Here is a 17,843-nt window from a genome sequence, read left to right as displayed (position 1 = left end):
TTTATATTGTTTTTCTAAATAAAAATTACTTTTTTATAAAATAGAAACTAAACAATCAACAGCAAAAAGGAAACGATAATGACATCAAAAAAAAGAAGTTTGCCTTATTTTAAGTATCATCCTGAACCATTAAAAACAGAAGCATTTCTAACAGGTAACACGGTTATTTGCGATAGCTGTGGTAAAGAAACAGATATTTATTATGCGAGTCCTTTTTACTCAGTAGAAGATGTTGATGTACTTTGCCCTTGGTGTATTGCTGATGGCTCAGCGAGTAAAACATTTGATGGTGAATTTCAAGATAGTGCAAGTATTGAAGGCGGAGAAATATTATATGATGATGACGGCGAATATTGTGGCTCTACCTTGTCCCCAATATCTCAAGATGCACTTGATGAATTAACAAAGCGAACACCAGGTTATCATGGTTGGCAGCAAGAACATTGGTTAATACATTGTGGCGAGCCTTGTGCTTTTATTGGTTATGTTGAATGGAAAGATATTGCTAATAAATTAGAACAGTTTGTTTGCTTAGAACAAGATATTAATGATATTGGCTTTGAATTGTCTGATTTGCCTGATCGTTTATGGAGTGACGGTGCATGTCAGGGGTATTTATTTAAATGTTGTTGTTGCAATAAATTACGTTTACATATTGATTTTAGCTAATTACTTATTTTTATTTATTATACAATCTCGTTAGAATAATTTATCTTTAATCAGCCTGGCGAGATTGTAATAATAAAGTTAAGTCTTAATTTTATATTGTTCCTATCAAAAATGAAAATAGTCAATGTTCAATTATTTACGCTATAAAAGCAAAAAAATAATAAAGGAGCATTGAGTATGAATATTCAAAGAAAAATCCTGATAAAAACAAAGAATATAAATAAATCTGATTATGATAATAAAATGTTTTCATTATATGATTGTTGTAATAAGTATTGCGATTTTTTATCTAAGATATTATTAATACCTGTTGTTCCCGCTATGTCACAAATACCACCAAGAGTAAATACAGTATCAATCGCGATTAATTTTAATGAGTTAAATAATTACTATTATATTTTTCCTCCTTACGATAGTGAATATTCGTTAGATAAAATGAATGATATATTAAAACAACATCCTGATATTGAATATACACAAATTATTCCTATTCAACCGGTGGAGCCGCCAAGTTTTACACCAGATTTTATTCAGCATCAACACTACTTAAAAACACCTAATAAAGTATTAAGTAGTTATGAAATAAAAGGATTAGGAATAGAAGAAGCATGGCAGCAAAAAGCTTATGGACAAGGCATTCAAATTGCGGATATTGAATGGGATTTTAATCTTTCTCATCATGACTTAGCGACAAATAATATCACGCCTTTACTGCCTTTTAATGAAAAAACAAATCAAGCTGATCATGGCACCGCTGTTGCTGGACTCATTATGGGGAAAAAGGATGGAAAAGGGATCACGGGATTAGCTCATAAATTAGATATGTTTTATGCCATATCAGAACTTACTTGTGGGCGAATTGACGCCATTATTGCAAGTAAAAGAATATTAAATGAAGGTGATATTGTTCTGTATGAAATGCAAACAGTTTGTGAACAACAAGCTTTTGTACCAGCTGATTATGAGATGCATATTTGGGAGGCCACTAGAGCATTAACTGATGCGGGGATTATTGTTATTATGGCTGCAGGAAATGGAGGTGTTAATCTTGATTTACCCGCTTATGTCAATTATCGAAAACGTAACGATAATTGCTCAATACGTGTAGGCGCGGGTTCTCCCTACACATTAAATAGATTACCTTTCTCAACTTATGGATCCCCCATACATGTGCAAGCATGGGGGGAAGAAGTGACAACAGCAGGTTATGGAGATTTATTTCATAGCGATGAAAACCATACATATACAGCTAATTTTAGTGGAACATCGTCAGCCAGTGCATTAGTTGCGGGTGCTGCTGCGATTATTCAGTCATGGTATAAAAACAAAACACAAAATGTTTTAAGCCCAATACAAATGCGCAATTTATTAATTAAAACAGGAACCTTCCCTCTATTAAAAGATAATATAGGGCCTTTGCCTAATGTTAATAATGCTATTTTATACTTAAAAAGAATTATAAAATTAAAATAACAATAAAAGAATGAGCTTTATAAATAAGAAAAAAGACCACTAAAATTAAAGGTGGTCTTTTATTTTTAATAATTGAAAATCATTTTTTAACTAAGTGGTTAGGAAGGCTTTTCTTTAATATCTGCCAAAAATTTTCTGCTGTTTTATTGAGTCGAGTATCCATTCGATAAATATATGCTTCTATTGGAATTGTTAATTCAGGAGTATTAAGGAGAACGAGTTTTTTTTCTTTTAACTCATGTTCAATTGAGTAAATAGGTAACCAAGCAATACCATGTCCATCTAATGTCATATTTTTTAATAATTCACTCATAGAAGACATAAAAAGTGTACGAGTAGTAATTTCACCAACTTCGCGTAGCCGTTTATTTACCAAACGGCCCATATAAGAGGCATCGGTGTAATTTAATAAAGGAACTTGAGGCTGATAAATATCATACATTGGTTTACCATCTGCTGTTGCTGCACATACTGGATACATTTCAGATTCAAATATTTTTAAACAACAAAAAGGAGGCTGCATTAAATCTTCATCATAAAAGGAGATAATAAAATCACTTCGACCTTCTCGTAAGGCGTTTACGACCTGCACAACATCGATGGCTTCTACATGATAAACAAACTCTTCACTAAATTGTGAAAGTGAGTGAATAAGCTTAGGAAGTAAAGTTAATGATAAAGAATGTGCTGCGGCAATATTAATATTAGGAATACTCAAAATGTTGTAGCCAGATAATTCGTTTAAATTACATTCTAGCTGTTGTAAAAGACTTCGCGTTTGTGAATGAAAAAGTTTACCTTCTTCTGTGAGTTGTAAAGGTAGCGTTGTTCTATCAAATAATGGCACACCAATGGCGGATTCTAATGCTTGAATTCGTCGACTAAACGCAGGTTGCGAAATATTACGTTGCTCTGCTGCATGTGAAAAATGACGACAAGCTTCTAGCGTTAGAAAATCATAAAGCCATTTAGTTTCTATATTCTTCATCATAATGTTTTCCCCTTTATTTATTCTTTATGTAATGTTCATTATTCACGTTTAATTCTTATATTTATGGTTAAATATTAGTTATTAAATTTATCTTATTATGTTTTATTCCAATTCGAATTATGCATTGCACCTTCACTTTAGTTATTACGACATAATAAAATTAAATATCAACACTAGGCTTATCTGGTTGTAATGTTATTTATCTTGTTAATTTAATTGATAAATATATATTAAAGATAGCAAGTGTAATTTAAATCTTAATGCGGGATCTGCATAATCCCATACTTACTTGCATTTCTCTTTTAGCTAAAAACAAGCTTAGATATTAATCATCTTATTTTTATAGAAGTTATTAGTAATCAATTTTTGTTATTTTATTTTTTAGAAAATGATTAATGATTTTTATCAAATGGCTATCACTAAAGAGAGTTTTCTATGAAAGGTTTAATTGGTGTTCTTGGTGGAATGGGGCCTGCGGCGACTGCTGATTTATTTAATAAGTTTATTGCTTTTACTAAAGCTAATTGTGATCAAGAGCATATTCCACTTATTATTTCTTCAATTCCTAATATCCCTGATCGTACGCAAGCATTAATGCATGATGGAAACTCCCCATTACCATTAATGCAAAACTATCTACAGTTATTAGAAAGCGCAGGTGCAGAATGCATTGTTATTCCTTGTAATACGGCTCATTACTGGTTTTCTCAATTAAAAGAGAGTTGCCATGTTGAGCTGCTTAGCATTATTGATTCCACAATGCAGGTGGTCGTTAATTCAAAGAAAAAAAATATTGGATTACTTGCAACTAATGCAACGGTTTATATGGGGTTGTATCAACAAAAAATAGAAGAACTAGGTTTGAATTGCTTAACACCCAATAAAGAAGAACAACAAAAAGTAATGGAAAGTATTTACTTATTAAAATCGGGGGAAATAGAAAAGGCTGAGAATTTAATGAAAGAAATAGCAGGGCAGCTTTTTAAACAAGGTGCCGAAATTATTGTTCTTGGTTGTACAGAAGTACCTGTTATTTTGAATAAAGAGATTGATAAATATAAAGATAAATATATTGACTCAACCAGTGCATTAGTTCACGCGGGTATTAATTGGTATCAAAAAAGACAGCGAAATTAAATTTATGGTAAAAAATTTTGATAATTTTTTAATAATGAAGCCATAAAGTAATTAATGAAAATAAATAAGTGTAATTACAATAATTAAATTCAAACAATATATCTCTCATAAATAGAATTATTAATTTAAATATCTACTGGAGCCAATTATGATTTGGTTAGAAATCCTCGTGGTATTAGGTGCCATATTCTTCGGTATTAGAATGGGAGGAATTGGTATTGGTTTATGTGGCGGATTAGGATTAGTTATATTAACTATTGGATTAGGGTTACCAATAGGCTCTCCTCCTGTTGATGTCATTTTAATTATTATGACCGTTGTTGTTGCTGCATCTGCATTACAAGCAGCGGGCGGGATGGATTATTTAGTACGTCTTGCGGGCAAATTTATGCGCAAGAATCCTAAATATATAAATATTATTGCGCCAATGATTACTTGGACAATGACCATTTTAGCAGGAACAGGGTTTATTGTTTTCTCAACCTTACCGGTTATTGCTGAAATTGCTAAAGACTCAGGTGTTCGTCCTTCACGTACCCTCGCTGGCTCTGTGGTTGCTTCACAAGTTGCTATTTCAGGATCACCCATTAGTGCTGCAATGGCTGCTATGTTAACGATCATGGAAGTGAATGGTGTGTCGTTTATCACTGTAATGGCGGTTTGTTTACCTGCATCATTTGTTGCCGCAATGGTCGCTGCGTTTATTGCGTCTCGCCAAGGGTGTGAATTAAAAGATGATGAAGTTTATATTGAGCGTCTAAAAGCGGGTTTAGTTAAAAAGTACGAAGAGAAAAAAGGTAATGATACCGCTTGGGCTAAATTTTCTGTCGTATTATTCCTATTATCTACAATTGCAGTCGTAGCCCTTGCGGCTTTCCCAGAATTACGTCCAGGTTTTGATTTGGGAAAAACAATGGGAACACGTGACATCATCGTGATTTGTATGTTAAGTGCAGCTTGTCTGATGGTAGTTTTTTGTAAAACTTCTCCTGATGCCATTGTCATGACACCAACATTTCGCTCTGGTATGAGTTCGTTAGCAGTTATTTTAGGGATCGTGACATTAGGTACTACTTTTGTTGATTTTCATATTGAAGAAATAAAAGCTGTCGCAGGAGATATTTTAACGGCTTATCCTATTTTACTTGCTGCCGTGCTTTTCTTTACCTGTGCGTTGTTATATTCACAAGGCGCAACAACCCCGTTAATTATTCCACTGGCGATAGCTTTAGATGTACCAACATGGGCTATTTTGGCTTCTTATGTTGCAGTTACTGGTGTATTTGTATTACCGACCTATCCTACATCACTTGCTGCGATTGAATTTGACTCAACAGGATCAACGCGAGTAGGAAAATACATATTAAATCACCCATTTATGCTACCAGGCCTAGGCGGAATTATTGCTGGTGTACTTTTTGGCTTTATCGTTGCACCAATGATTGTTTAAAAGGGGCGGGTAATAATTCAAGTCGTTAATGACAATATTAATAAGCAAATAATCTTTATTGAGAAAGAAAGTGTTATCAAGAAAACCGCTTTTTAAGCACAAATAAGAACCGTGCTTCTTGAAAAATACAAATAAAATGCTTTGTCAGAGTAGCGGAGCGTGTCATATCTTTTATTACCCCTGATCATAATGGATTTGTGATCAGGGATTTCCTTTTTAAGAATAAATATTAATCAAAATAATAAAAATGCAATAGGAATTAATAATAGGAAAAACAACCTAATAGCCCTTTAAATAGTTTGTTATTTTTATTGCTATCATAGTGAACTAATTAAGTTAATCAGCTAGATTTTGGTTTAAATACGCTATTATTATGTTGTTTAGATGGCAAAAATTAATTAATCATAAAAATGAGTGAATTTGTTTAATATATAATAAATATTAGCTTTCTGATTTTATTGTATTTTCTTCTTATAAATATAAAAAGATGATTTATGAGGAAATGCTTAAATATGAATAGTTTTTCATATCTAAAGTGCCTTTTTGCTTTCAATTTGACGTCGCTGCGTTTATCATTTGCCCCTTGTACTATTATACATACGGCGTTGCTGGTTTTGGGCTTCTGTGGAGCATAATGCTCCGGCAGCTCACACAGTCTTTTCCGGCGGCGGTTCTATCTGCATTATTCTTCGGGATAGAGTATTACCTTAAATGACTGAGAAAACATCTCTGATACCACTTGTCGAATTAAAATCCTTAAGTAAAGGTTTCGACGGAAAACAAATCATTTCCCGCCTCGATCTCACTATCAACCATGGCGAGTTTTTAACAATACTTGGCCCTTCAGGTTGTGGTAAGACGACGGTTTTACGCTTAATCGCAGGCTTGGAAGACGTTGATGATGGTCAAATCATCCTCGATGGGCAGGATATTACTCATCTCCCTGCTGAACAACGTTTTGTAAATACTGTATTTCAAAGTTATGCACTTTTTCCACATATGACTGTGTTTGAAAATGTGGCGTTTGGTTTACGTATGCAGAAAAGACCTGCTGACGAAATCAATCACCGTGTTGAAGAAGCATTGCGTATGGTGCAACTTGAAGATTTCGCCCAACGTCGTCCTGCACATCTTTCAGGTGGACAACAACAACGTGTTGCAATTGCTCGTGCTGTTGTGAATAAACCAAAAGTCTTATTACTTGATGAATCATTATCTGCGCTGGATTACAAATTACGTAAACAGATGCAAAATGAACTAAAAGCCTTACAACGAAAATTAGGAATAACCTTTATTTTTGTTACTCATGATCAAGAAGAAGCGCTGACAATGTCAGATCGCATCGTGGTTATGCGTGAAGGGCGAATTGAGCAAGATGGCACACCTCGTGAAATTTATGAAGAGCCAACCAACCTGTTTGTTGCGCAGTTTATTGGTGAAATAAACATCTTTGATGCTCGTGTTTTACATCGTATTGATAAAGCACGTATTCGAGCAGATGTCGAAGGGCATGAGTGTGATATTTACACGACATTGCCTGTGAAACCTAATCAGCAACTTAAAGTATTACTAAGGCCAGAAGATCTTCGTGTAGAAGAAATTCATGATCTGGAGAACCTCCCTGGACTTATTGGTTATGTACGTGAGCGTAACTATAAAGGGATGACGCTGGACTCTGTTGTTGAAATGGAAAATGGCAAAATGGTGATGGTCAGTGAATTCTTTAATGAAGATGATCCTGATGTAGATCATTCGTTAGATCAAAAAATTGCAGTCACTTGGGTTGAAAGCTGGGAGGTCGTGCTGGCTGATGAAGAAAACACGTAAACTATTTCAAAACATCGTTATTACGGGTGTTGTGGGTTGGTTGATGGTGTTCGTCTTCTTGCCGAATATCATGATCATTGCGACCAGTTTTTTAACCCGTAATGATGCTAACTTGGTTGAAATGGTATTTACACTCGATAACTACTATCGCTTATTTGATCCCATGTACGCAGAAGTTCTGCTGCACTCTATCAATATGGCGTTAGTGGCGACATTAGCGTGTTTATTGTTAGGTTATCCTTTTGCTTTTTTTCTTGCAAAAATGCCTAAAAAATTACAACCGTTAATGCTGTTTTTATTGATTGTACCATTTTGGACTAACTCATTAATTCGTATCTATGGATTAAAGATTTTCCTAAGCACTAAAGGCTATTTTAACGAATTTTTATTGTGGATTGGGCTGATTGATAAACCATTAAGAATTATTTATACCCCTGAAGCCGTTGTATTGGGATTGGTCTATATCTTATTACCTTTTATGGTATTGCCACTCTACTCCAGCATTGAAAAGCTTGATAAACCTTGTTTAGAAGCAGCGCGTGATTTAGGTGCGAATAAATTGCAGACTTTTATCCGCATTATTATTCCACTCACAATGCCTGGTATTATTGCGGGTTGTTTATTAGTGATGTTGCCAGCAATGGGACTATTCTTTGTTGCGGATTTAATGGGAGGGGCGAAGAACTTATTAATTGGCAACGTAATAAAAAGCCAATTCTTAAATATTCGAGACTGGCCATTTGGTGCAGCGACCAGTATTTGTTTAACTCTGGTAATGGGGTTAATGCTATTTGTTTATTATCGCGCTGTGAAGCTACTGCATAAGAAGGTGGAAATAGAATGATAGGACGGTTATTGCGTGGTGGATTTATGTCCATTATTTACGCGTATCTTTATATCCCGATTATCATTCTGATAGTTAATTCATTTAACTCATCACGCTTCGGGATTAACTGGAAAGGTTTTACCACAGATTGGTATACCATTTTATTTAATAATGATAGCCTGCTTCAAGCTGCAGGGCACTCATTAACAATGGCTGTAACATCAGCCACTTTTGCCACATTAATTGGTTCTTTAGCGGCTGTTGCGCTATATCGCTATCGTTTTCGTGGTAAAAAATTTGTTGGTGGTATGCTGTTTGTTGTGATGATGTCTCCAGATATCGTGATGGCAATTTCGCTTCTCGTATTGTTTATGATATTGGGTGTTTCATTAGGTTTTTGGTCGCTGTTATTTTCACATATTACATTTTGTTTACCCTTTGTTGTGGTAACGGTTTATTCACGACTCAGTGGTTTTGATGTAAAAATGTTAGAAGCGGCTAAAGATTTAGGTGCAGGTGAATTTACTATTTTACGTAAAATCATTATGCCTCTTGCGATGCCTGCAATAGCTTCAGGTTGGTTATTAAGTTTTACATTATCGATGGATGACGTTGTGGTTTCCTCTTTTGTAACTGGCCCTAGTTACGAAATATTGCCATTAAAAATTTACTCAATGGTAAAAGTTGGCGTATCACCAGAGGTTAATGCGTTAGCAACGATCCTTTTAGGTCTATCATTAGTATTAGTATTAATTAGCCAGTTGATCTTAAGAGATAGAACAGGAAAAACGGCGTAATTTACACGTATTAGTACGATTTTTCGTACTTTTTGGGGTCTATAGGACCAATCTGTTGGAGGTAGGCTGACTGCCTATTTGATATTAACGCATCAACCACTGAAGGAAACATAAATGAAAAAGTGGTCCTCTGTGCTTGCTGCCAGCGTAATGGCATTGAGCATCGGTACAGCATCGGCTGATGATAGTAAAACATTATATTTCTACAATTGGACGGAGTATGTGCCGCCTGGTTTACTTGAACAGTTTACGAAAGAAACTGGGATTAAGGTTATCTATTCAACCTATGAATCCAATGAAAGCATGTATACCAAACTAAAAACCTATAAAGATGGGGCTTATGATTTGGTCGTTCCTTCAACTTATTTTATTTCTAAAATGAGTCATGAAGGGATGTTACAAAAGATTGATAAATCAAAATTAACTAATTTTGATAACCTTGATCCAAGTTTATTACATAAATCTTTTGATCCTGAAAATGACTACTCCATTCCTTATATTTGGGGTGCTACAGCCATCGGGATTAATGGCGATGAAATTGATGCGAGCAGCGTGACTTCATGGGCTGATTTATGGAAACCTGAATATAAAGATAGCTTACTGCTGACGGATGATGCCCGCGAAGTTTTCCAAATCGCATTATTAAAGCTGGGATATTCAGGTAATACTACTGATCCGAAACAGATTGAAGAAGCTTATAAAGAGCTACAAAAGTTAATGCCAAACGTATTAGCTTTCAATTCTGATAACCCTGCTAACCCTTATATGCAAGGGGAAGTTAATTTAGGGATGATTTGGAATGGTTCTGCCTTTATTGCACGAGATGCGGGTGCGCCTATTGATATGGTGTGGCCAAAAGAAGGTGGGATTTTTTGGATGGATAGCTTAGCGATCCCTGCTAATGCAAAGAATATTGAAGGCGCTCATAAGCTTATCGATTTCTTATTACGTCCTGAGATTGCGGCAAAAGTCGCTGAAAATATTGGTTATCCAACACCTAATTTAGCGGCTCAAAAATTGCTGCCAAATGTTATTACTGAAGATAGCTCACTTTATCCAAGTGAAGAGATTATTAATAAAGGTGAATGGCAAAATGATGTGGGTGATGCCACAATATTATACGAAAGCTATTACCAAAAATTAAAAGCAGGGCGTTAATTGCGTTTTTATTGCTAAAAAGCCACCTTTAGGTGGCTTTTTTTATGTCAAAATGAGAGAGAAATTTCCATTAAAAATCATAGTAAAAATAAATTAGAAAGGCAGAATTAGTAAAGTATAATAAAAAAATAAGTATAATTTATATTATTTTTTTATACAGCATTCAGCAACAAGTCTATTATTCTTTTCTTGAGTTTTATGTTGTTGTTCAATATTAATTAAATAATTACTTTGTAAAAAATAGCTAATATGAACATCAAATTTTTCAGAAATTAGATAAATAAGTTCAATGCTGATCCTATTTGTCCCTCGTTCATAGCGAGAAAGTTGTTGTTGACTTATTCCTAACTCTTGAGCAAATAATGTTCCTGAGTATTTTAATTTTTTTCGTAAATGGCGTATTCGTTGTCCTATACGAAAATTAATGGTTTTGCTGTTATCAATCATTTAATCAGCCTTAAAAATTCAAATCATTATTGATAAGAAAAAGTCAGACTGGCTAACCTGTTTGTTTTATCAGGTTTTAATGCTCCAGTCGTGATATAATGTGTTGGCAGATTTAATATATAGTTTTCGTTATTAGAGTTTATGCGATGAATTAAAGATTGTTTCAATTGTTCAATGAAAGTAGAAGTAAGATTTATTTTTTTTATGTTATAGTGATAAAAAATATATAAAGAAAATAATTTAACACTATATAAATAAGCTGTTTTTATAAACAAAGGGATGGTTAACAATATAAGTGCCTTTTTTATAATAATTTAAAATAACGGAATAATAAATTATATGGCTATTTTTTTGATAAAAAGATATGCCATCCTTAGCATTAAAATATCAATCAAAAGTAATAAATCAATTATAAATGAGTCACTATAAATATTGGAAATTTTTTATTGCTCACTCTAATTTGTTTTAATAAGAGAGTTTATCTAAATAACCTAAATATTATAATTTGTATTTCAAATGCTAATAGGTTATCCCATAAATATGATGTTATTTAAAAAATAATAATGACTTTGCCGGTTTAACTTAAGTCAAATTTTCATGAATTATAAATGTGTTAAATAAATTAGAGAAATCGTTTTAAACGATCATTTTTGTGATTTTTTATAGTTAAAACCTATTGATCAATTGATAATTATCGGTATTTTTTAACTTAAAAAACAAGATAATTCATAATTTTATCTAATGTGTTTTTGTGTGTTTTATTATCTCATTGATATTTATTGCTTTTATTTTTATCTGTTTTTATTTAACTTGGTCTAATAAGGAACATCTTAAATAGATGTGATGTATTTACTGATAAAGTAATGTTTCATAGAACATATTTCAAAGTGAAATTATTTATAAATTATCACAAAAATTTATATTTTTTGAGTAAGGAAATATAGAATAGAAAGATTTTTTATAAAAATAAAAAATATGAATTTATTTTTCATTGAAAAAATAGAAATAATATTTATTCATTTTTGATTGAAATTAAAAACGATAATTTTTTTATTTTTAATTGATACTCCATTTTTTACAACCAGCGAGAGTAAAATGGTGTTTTTTATCTTTACGATTAATTGTAACAAAATGTTTCATTGTCCGAAGGCTCTTTGAATTTTTGTATGCTAGTAATTAAAGCAATTAATTGGATTCTGTTTTAATATCGACCCTAATGACAAAATCTAACATGTGAAGGCACAAAATGATTTCTAGCTCATCAAAAGGCACGTTGTATGGCATTGTTGCTATTTTACTTTGGAGCACGATTGTTGGATTGATTCGTAATATCAGTGAGTATTTTGGTGCTGTGGGTGGTGCCGCATTAATTTACTCAACAGGAACGCTTTTCCTTATTTTATTATTTGGTTGGCCTAAGTTATCGCTTTATCCTAAAAAATATCTTTTCTGGGGGGGCTTATTATTTGTCACCTATGAAGTCTGTTTATCATTGGCGCTTGGATTTGCATCAAATCGAACGCAAGCAATAGAACTGGGTATGGTCAACTATTTATGGCCAAGTTTCACACTGGCGCTGGCGGTTATACTCAATAAGCAGCGTTTTTCTATTTTGTTGGTTATCGGATTATTATGTTCATTTAGTGGTTTGATTTGGGTTGTGAGTGGCGATAATCCATTAACTATAGATGGATTATGGAAAAACATTTGTTCGAATCCACTGAGTTATATTTTGGCGTTTTCTGGCGCTATTTTATGGGCGTTTTATAGCAATTTAACTCGTCTTATTTCTGGCGGGTATAATGGCATTGTTCCTTTCTTCTTATTGACTTCATTAGCCTTGTGGGGGCAATACATCTTTTCATCGCCCGTTGAATGGGTGATAAATAGTAAAAGCATTTCATTATTGCTAATTACGGGGGCCGCTATCGGTCTGGCTAATGCAGCTTGGACGATGGGAATGATAAAAGGTAATGTCACACTATTGGCGACTCTTTCTTATTTTACCCCTGTAATTTCGACGGCATTCTCATCTTTATTATTATCAACCGCACTCTCTTTTTCTTTTTGGCAAGGTGTGATGATGGTGACAGCGGGCTCTTTAATTTGCTGGTTAGCTACTCGTCAAAAAACGATTAAATCACCTAAAATGGCTAAATAGCACGAAAATTAGCTTCAATATAAACCAAATTGTGTATTTATTGAGAAGTGAATTTTATTCGTCTTTCAGTTAATTAATCGAAGTTGAAATTATTTCACTATGCGATAGGTGAAATATCAGCTTATCTATATTAGTTATAAACTAAAAGATCCTACTTCGATTTAGTATCTAAGTAATACGATAAGAACAAATGCAACAAAAAGGGATTGCTATGAAACTTGAGACACTTTCTATTCACGCCGGTTATTCACCTGATCCAACCACAAAAGCTGTTGCTGTACCTATTTATCAAACGACTTCTTATGCGTTTGATGATACGCAACATGGTGCTGATCTATTTGATTTAAAAGTACCTGGAAATATTTATACCCGCATAATGAACCCAACCAATGACGTATTAGAAAAAAGGGTTGCGGCGTTAGAAGGGGGAATAGCATCTGTTGCCGTGGCGTCAGGTATGGCGGCAATTACTTACGCAATTCAAACTATCGCCCAAGTCGGTGACAATATTGTTTCTGTCGCGAAGCTTTATGGCGGTACCTATAATTTAATGGCACATACATTTCCACGAATTGGTATTGAAGCGCGTTTTGCTCCTCATGACGATATTGCTGCACTTGAAGCGCTAATTGATGAAAATACCAAAGCGGTATTTTGCGAAACAATAACAAACCCTAGTGGAAATATTGTTGATATTAAAGCATTAGCAGATGCTGCTCATCGTCATGGTGTGCCTTTAATTGTTGATAATACGGTTGCAACACCTTATTTATGCCGTCCTTTTGAACATGGTGCGGATATTATTATTCATTCGTTAACCAAATATATAGGTGGTCATGGTAATTCCATTGGCGGCATTGTTGTGGATTCTGGTAAATTCCCATGGGCAGAACATAAAAATCGCTTTGAAATATTAAATACACCCGATGTTTCTTATCATGGAGTGAATTATGTTGAGCATTTTGGTGCAGCTGCTTATATAGCAAGATGTCGTGTTGCACCTTTGCGTGGAACAGGTGCAGCATTATCACCTTTTAATGCTTTTTTAATTTTACAAGGTTTAGAAACGCTGGCTTTACGTATGGATAGACATACTGAAAATGCGCAAAAGGTGGCAGAATATCTGCAAAGTCATTCTCAAGTGGCATGGGTAAAATATGCCGGATTAAGCAATCATCCTGAGCACCATTTAGCCGTACGTTATATGTCAGGTAAGCCCGCAGGTATTCTCTCTTTTGGTATTAAAGGCGGTGCTGAATCGGGTGCTAGATTTATCGACGCGTTACAATTAATTGTACGTCTTGTAAATATTGGTGATGCTAAGTCATTAGCTTGTCACCCTGCATCAACGACACATCGCCAATTAAATGATGAAGAATTAGCACGAGCAGGTGTTTCACGAGATTTAATTCGTTTATCTATTGGTATTGAGCATATTGACGATATTTTAGAAGATTTAGAGCAAGCATTAAAAGCCAGTATTTAATTAGCCATTCAAATAATTCAAATTAAGCCTTCTTTATTTAAAGGAGGTTTTTTTATATTTAAACTTTGTAGTTTTATTAATATCTGACACTTAATTTAATGCTCATCTATTTAATATAAGGATATATTATGAGTGTTGTTTCATTTCTTAGAGATACCGCTAGTCAATTTACTACAGGAGCGCTAAAATCAATCAATAATATTGTTGATTTTTTTTCTAGTCTTAGTTCTGGTATAACTCGTTTATTTAATAGTAGTGTTTCTTTTAAAAATGTTAGTTCAGAAAACTCTAGAGATAAAGTTGATTATGAAAATAATATATATATGAGAGTATCTAATAAAACCCCATATAGAGAAGAAGGGGAGAGATTAAATAATGTAGTGGGAAATAACAAATCAAATGAGAGTTTATATTGTGAAATTAAAAATGATTTATATGGTATTTTAGATTATGAGTCTAATTTAAATAAGGTTATTGTTAAATGTTCAAGTGAGAATTTTTCAGATATACCAGAAAGTGGAGAATATAAATTGGAGGGAGATCAGGAGGAAAATATACATGAAGAAACATATAATATAAAAGAGAATAAACATAGAATATATTATAATGGTTGTCTTATTAAAACTATAGAGGATTTTAAAAGAGTAAACAATATAAATGAGAGTAATTCTCTCTCGCTTATAAATATATTTGTTGATACGTGTGAAAGTGAATCTGCCAAAGAACATGTGTATGAAGAAATAAACGCCAAAGAAGAGCCTATATATGAAGAAATAAATTTTTCTAATAAAGATGAAAATAATAAAGAAATTAGAAAGAATTTAATAATAAATCAAAGTGTTTATAGTGAATCTCAAGACTCTGCTTATTCTTCCAGTGAGAGTATTTATAGTCAACCTCTAGACTCTACTGACCCTTTAATTGAAAATATTTATGATACTCTCGATCACTTGAAAAGACTTTAAATAAATATGAGAATAAATTTATGATGATGAGAGATAATATATAAGACATTGGTTTTAACTTGGAAGGTATTTCTAATAAAGTACAGAGTAAATACTCTACAATATAATGAATTATATATTTTAATTTAAAATAAAGAGTTCATTTCTCGATGTTCTCTTTATTTTATTTAATCAATGATTTTAATTTTTTGTTTAATATTTGTACGGGATTTTATTGATAGTAATCAAGTTATATTTATTCTCGTTAGGTAATTATATTATTTAGATCAATTCTGTAAAATAATTTTATTTTTTAAATTAATCTTGATTAAAAATAAAGGAATGTGAAGTCAACTGCATTATTTACATATAATAAGCATCAGTCGAAATCAAATTGATTTCGATCAATAAGGAACATACCGACTGGTCGGTATTATCCTTGTCATGAATACAACTGCGCATCACCGAAAAAAAGACCCAATCCGAGTTCAAGAACAATTATTGGAAGCGGCAAGCGTTATTGTGGCTAATGAAGGAATAGCCTCTCTCTCTTTAAATGCCGTAGCAAAAGAAGCAGGGGTAAGTAAAGGTGGTCTACTGCATCATTTTCCTGGCAAGCTAGAATTAGTTCATGCGGTTTTTAAACGTCTATTAGGTATTATGGATAGTCGTATTGCGGTGATTATGGAAAATGATCCTATAGAAGTAGGGCGTTTTTCTCGCGCTTATTTAACTTATATTTCTGATTTAAAACAGTCAGATGAAAGTCGTCAATTAGCCATACTGTCTTTAGCCATGCCAAATGAACCTATTATGCGTAAATGCTGGCGTGACTGGATGTTAGAACATTTGGCTAAAGGCGATAAATTAGATAATAGTTATTTAGGAACATTAATTCGTTATGCCGCTGATGGGCTTTGGTTATCTGAGTTAACAGAAGGTCCGACTATTTCTCAAGAAGAGCGTAGCGCATTAGTTGGAAGATTATCTGAGATGACATTTGACTATATGGCAAATACAGCAAATCAGTAATTTTAATCAGGATGAATGAGGGCACAATGAAATACAAAATAAATGCCTTAATTTATTACGACGCAACGGATGGCGCAATTTCATTAGAAAAAGATAGCGTAGATACGCATCTTTCTATTACCGCTAATGCGTTACTTTTTTATTTTATTCAACATCCCGGTGTGGTTAATCGCGATGAAGTATTAAAATGCGTTTGGGATGATAATGGGCTGGTATCTTCAAATAGTAATTTAAACCAATACTTAAGTTTATTACGCAAAACGTTTCGCCATTATGGTATTGAAAATATTATTGTCACTATTGCCAAAGGGCGATTAGAGTTTAATCCTGATATCTCGATAGAGCTAATTGATGATTCAACATTATTACCCATAACTCAACTTAATACAGAAACAGCCACACCCAATAATGAACAATCGTTATCTGTAAAAAATATATCAGAGATTGTATCAGTAGAAGTAATATCCGAGGAAAGCCAAAACAGTAAAGAGAATCTATTATCAGAACATTTGCAACAAAAAGCAAAACGCCCAGATATTTGCTGGTATTTAGCTAGTATTGGTTTTCTTTTTGGGGCGTTATTTTTGGTGATAATTACTTTCTTTAATCAACATCATTCAAAACCAATTACGCTTACCCCATTAGCGCATAATGATTGTGAATTGCTCTCTAATGAAGCGATGATTAATTCAGCGGTCAGTGATAATTACGTGCAAAATTTTGATGCAGTACGAAATAAGCTCAATTTACAGTGTGTAAAAGGTGAGCGATTTGTCTTCTTCTATGGGGATAAATTACAAACCAATGGATTAGGGCGCGTATTTTTAGCGCATTGTGCAAAGAACGAAGATAATCCATTTAGTTATTGCGACAATTACTTTTACTATTCTTGGAAATACTAATGAAAATCTCAGGGAAACTTTTATGTCTGTTTTCGGCCCTGATTTTTATCTTGGTCGCATTATATTCAGCTACAATATTTCTTTCTGCTAAGAACGATGGCGTAATGGTATGTTCTACAAAAGGCATTATGCGTTTTGAAAATATGGAGGCAGAAAATGTAAATGGTAATATTCACTTCTCATTTGGTGCCAATGGTAAAGGTTCGATAGTTGTTGAAGGATATACAGATTCTAAAGCAGGTTGGCTTTATTTACAGCGCTATGTGAAATTTGATTACACAACAAAGCGAGTTTCACCCACAGAACGACACTATTTTGTTAGTCAGTGGGGATCTAGTGCTTCTTCGATAGATGAATCTCCCAATGTTATTTTTGACTATTTTATGCGTGAAATGTCAGATAGTCATGATGGGTTATTTCTTAATGCCCAGAAGCTTAATGAAAAAACTATTTTATTAAGCTCACTCAACTCACCACTCTATATTTGCACCTTAAAACCTGGCAGTAAATTTGATTGATTTCATTTTATTAAATACCCGTATG

16 protein-coding genes are annotated in these 17,843 nt (G+C 33.4%); 14 read left to right on the top strand and 2 right to left on the bottom strand.

The genetic code is table 11. The annotated features are described in order from the left end of the window. Positions 1 to 78 precede the first annotated feature (78 nt). Together cbrC and PH4a_RS05210 are read left to right on the top strand one after the other, a co-directional pair. On the top strand, positions 79 to 669 hold the full coding sequence (gene cbrC, locus PH4a_RS05215) for a PF03691 family colicin E2 tolerance protein CbrC (RefSeq protein ID WP_129038287.1): 591 nt from the start codon (positions 79 to 81) through the stop codon (positions 667 to 669). Positions 670 to 846: 177 nt separating this feature from the next. Then, positions 847 to 2,142, top strand: a complete 1,296-nt coding sequence (locus PH4a_RS05210) for a S8 family peptidase (protein WP_129038285.1) — start codon at positions 847 to 849, stop codon at positions 2,140 to 2,142. Positions 2,143 to 2,221: 79 nt separating this feature from the next. On the opposite strand, the gene hypT is transcribed toward PH4a_RS05210, so the two are convergent. Continuing rightward, positions 2,222 to 3,130, bottom strand: coding sequence for a hypochlorite stress DNA-binding transcriptional regulator HypT (gene hypT / locus PH4a_RS05205; RefSeq protein ID WP_129041815.1), 909 nt, complete (start codon positions 3,128 to 3,130; stop codon positions 2,222 to 2,224). A gap of 438 nt (positions 3,131 to 3,568) precedes the next feature. Between hypT and cuyB the strand changes: the two genes are divergently transcribed. The 6 genes from cuyB to potD all read left to right on the top strand — a co-directional run bounded on the left by cuyB (position 3,569) and on the right by potD (position 10,328). Further along, entirely contained in the window at positions 3,569 to 4,270 is a 702-nt protein-coding gene (gene cuyB / locus PH4a_RS05200; protein ID WP_129038282.1) for a cysteate racemase, read from the top strand. A gap of 148 nt (positions 4,271 to 4,418) precedes the next feature. Continuing rightward, the gene (locus PH4a_RS05195) at positions 4,419 to 5,720 is read left to right on the top strand and encodes an anaerobic C4-dicarboxylate transporter (protein ID WP_129038280.1); all 1,302 of its coding nucleotides are present in this window, start codon (positions 4,419 to 4,421) and stop codon (positions 5,718 to 5,720) included. A 711-nt stretch (positions 5,721 to 6,431) separates the two neighbouring features. Further along, a complete protein-coding gene (potA, locus tag PH4a_RS05190; RefSeq protein ID WP_129038278.1) occupies positions 6,432 to 7,547 on the top strand; it encodes a spermidine/putrescine ABC transporter ATP-binding protein PotA in 1,116 nt (371 codons plus the stop codon). Beyond that, positions 7,531 to 8,391, top strand: a complete 861-nt coding sequence (potB, locus tag PH4a_RS05185; protein WP_064721267.1) for a spermidine/putrescine ABC transporter permease PotB — start codon at positions 7,531 to 7,533, stop codon at positions 8,389 to 8,391. The genes potA and potB overlap by 17 nt, the downstream gene beginning before the upstream one ends. After that, a complete protein-coding gene (gene potC, locus PH4a_RS05180) occupies positions 8,388 to 9,170 on the top strand; it encodes a spermidine/putrescine ABC transporter permease PotC (RefSeq protein WP_064721266.1) in 783 nt (260 codons plus the stop codon). Before potB ends, potC begins: the two co-directional genes overlap by 4 nt. A 114-nt stretch (positions 9,171 to 9,284) precedes the next feature. Further along, positions 9,285 to 10,328: a spermidine/putrescine ABC transporter substrate-binding protein PotD gene (potD, locus tag PH4a_RS05175; protein WP_129038276.1), complete on the top strand. Its 1,044-nt coding sequence runs from the start codon at positions 9,285 to 9,287 to the stop codon at positions 10,326 to 10,328. Positions 10,329 to 10,472: 144 nt separating this feature from the next. On the opposite strand, the gene PH4a_RS05170 is transcribed toward potD, so the two are convergent. Then, positions 10,473 to 10,775, bottom strand: a complete 303-nt coding sequence (locus PH4a_RS05170) for a helix-turn-helix domain-containing protein (RefSeq protein WP_129038274.1) — start codon at positions 10,773 to 10,775, stop codon at positions 10,473 to 10,475. A 1,246-nt stretch (positions 10,776 to 12,021) separates the two neighbouring features. Here PH4a_RS05170 and yddG point away from each other — a divergent pair. From yddG to PH4a_RS05135, 6 genes are all read left to right on the top strand, one after another. Then, entirely contained in the window at positions 12,022 to 12,936 is a 915-nt protein-coding gene (gene yddG / locus PH4a_RS05160) for an aromatic amino acid DMT transporter YddG (protein ID WP_129038272.1), read from the top strand. 211 nt (positions 12,937 to 13,147) lie between these two features. Next, positions 13,148 to 14,422, top strand: coding sequence for a bifunctional O-acetylhomoserine aminocarboxypropyltransferase/cysteine synthase (locus PH4a_RS05155; RefSeq protein WP_129038270.1), 1,275 nt, complete (start codon positions 13,148 to 13,150; stop codon positions 14,420 to 14,422). A gap of 128 nt (positions 14,423 to 14,550) precedes the next feature. After that, positions 14,551 to 15,387, top strand: coding sequence for a hypothetical protein (locus PH4a_RS05150; protein WP_129038268.1), 837 nt, complete (start codon positions 14,551 to 14,553; stop codon positions 15,385 to 15,387). 423 nt (positions 15,388 to 15,810) lie between these two features. Continuing rightward, on the top strand, positions 15,811 to 16,398 hold the full coding sequence (locus tag PH4a_RS05145; protein ID WP_129038266.1) for a TetR/AcrR family transcriptional regulator: 588 nt from the start codon (positions 15,811 to 15,813) through the stop codon (positions 16,396 to 16,398). Positions 16,399 to 16,424: 26 nt separating this feature from the next. Further along, the gene (locus PH4a_RS05140) at positions 16,425 to 17,300 is read left to right on the top strand and encodes a transcriptional regulator (RefSeq protein ID WP_129038264.1); all 876 of its coding nucleotides are present in this window, start codon (positions 16,425 to 16,427) and stop codon (positions 17,298 to 17,300) included. Next, positions 17,300 to 17,818: a FidL-like protein gene (locus tag PH4a_RS05135; RefSeq protein WP_129038262.1), complete on the top strand. Its 519-nt coding sequence runs from the start codon at positions 17,300 to 17,302 to the stop codon at positions 17,816 to 17,818. Before PH4a_RS05140 ends, PH4a_RS05135 begins: the two co-directional genes overlap by 1 nt. Positions 17,819 to 17,843: the final 25 nt, after the last annotated feature.

Source organism: Proteus hauseri (assembly GCF_004116975.1).
In the GTDB taxonomy this organism is placed as follows: Bacteria; Pseudomonadota; Gammaproteobacteria; order Enterobacterales; family Enterobacteriaceae; genus Proteus; species Proteus hauseri.
Note: the sequence above shows the minus strand (reverse complement) of the source record. Positions and strands in the feature narration are given on the sequence as shown.

Excerpts from the sequence above, each read along its gene's own strand:
- cbrC (WP_129038287.1), top strand. The coding sequence starts at position 79 with ATGACATCAAAAAAAAGAAGTTTGCCTTATTTTAAGTATCATCCTGAA.
- PH4a_RS05210 (WP_129038285.1), top strand. The coding sequence starts at position 847 with ATGAATATTCAAAGAAAAATCCTGATAAAAACAAAGAATATAAATAAA.
- hypT (WP_129041815.1), bottom strand. The coding sequence starts at position 3,130 with ATGAAGAATATAGAAACTAAATGGCTTTATGATTTTCTAACGCTAGAA.
- cuyB (WP_129038282.1), top strand. The coding sequence starts at position 3,569 with ATGAAAGGTTTAATTGGTGTTCTTGGTGGAATGGGGCCTGCGGCGACT.
- PH4a_RS05195 (WP_129038280.1), top strand. The coding sequence starts at position 4,419 with ATGATTTGGTTAGAAATCCTCGTGGTATTAGGTGCCATATTCTTCGGT.
- potA (WP_129038278.1), top strand. The coding sequence starts at position 6,432 with ATGACTGAGAAAACATCTCTGATACCACTTGTCGAATTAAAATCCTTA.
- potB (WP_064721267.1), top strand. The coding sequence starts at position 7,531 with ATGAAGAAAACACGTAAACTATTTCAAAACATCGTTATTACGGGTGTT.
- potC (WP_064721266.1), top strand. The coding sequence starts at position 8,388 with ATGATAGGACGGTTATTGCGTGGTGGATTTATGTCCATTATTTACGCG.
- potD (WP_129038276.1), top strand. The coding sequence starts at position 9,285 with ATGAAAAAGTGGTCCTCTGTGCTTGCTGCCAGCGTAATGGCATTGAGC.
- PH4a_RS05170 (WP_129038274.1), bottom strand. The coding sequence starts at position 10,775 with ATGATTGATAACAGCAAAACCATTAATTTTCGTATAGGACAACGAATA.
- yddG (WP_129038272.1), top strand. The coding sequence starts at position 12,022 with ATGATTTCTAGCTCATCAAAAGGCACGTTGTATGGCATTGTTGCTATT.
- PH4a_RS05155 (WP_129038270.1), top strand. The coding sequence starts at position 13,148 with ATGAAACTTGAGACACTTTCTATTCACGCCGGTTATTCACCTGATCCA.
- PH4a_RS05150 (WP_129038268.1), top strand. The coding sequence starts at position 14,551 with ATGAGTGTTGTTTCATTTCTTAGAGATACCGCTAGTCAATTTACTACA.
- PH4a_RS05145 (WP_129038266.1), top strand. The coding sequence starts at position 15,811 with ATGAATACAACTGCGCATCACCGAAAAAAAGACCCAATCCGAGTTCAA.
- PH4a_RS05140 (WP_129038264.1), top strand. The coding sequence starts at position 16,425 with ATGAAATACAAAATAAATGCCTTAATTTATTACGACGCAACGGATGGC.
- PH4a_RS05135 (WP_129038262.1), top strand. The coding sequence starts at position 17,300 with ATGAAAATCTCAGGGAAACTTTTATGTCTGTTTTCGGCCCTGATTTTT.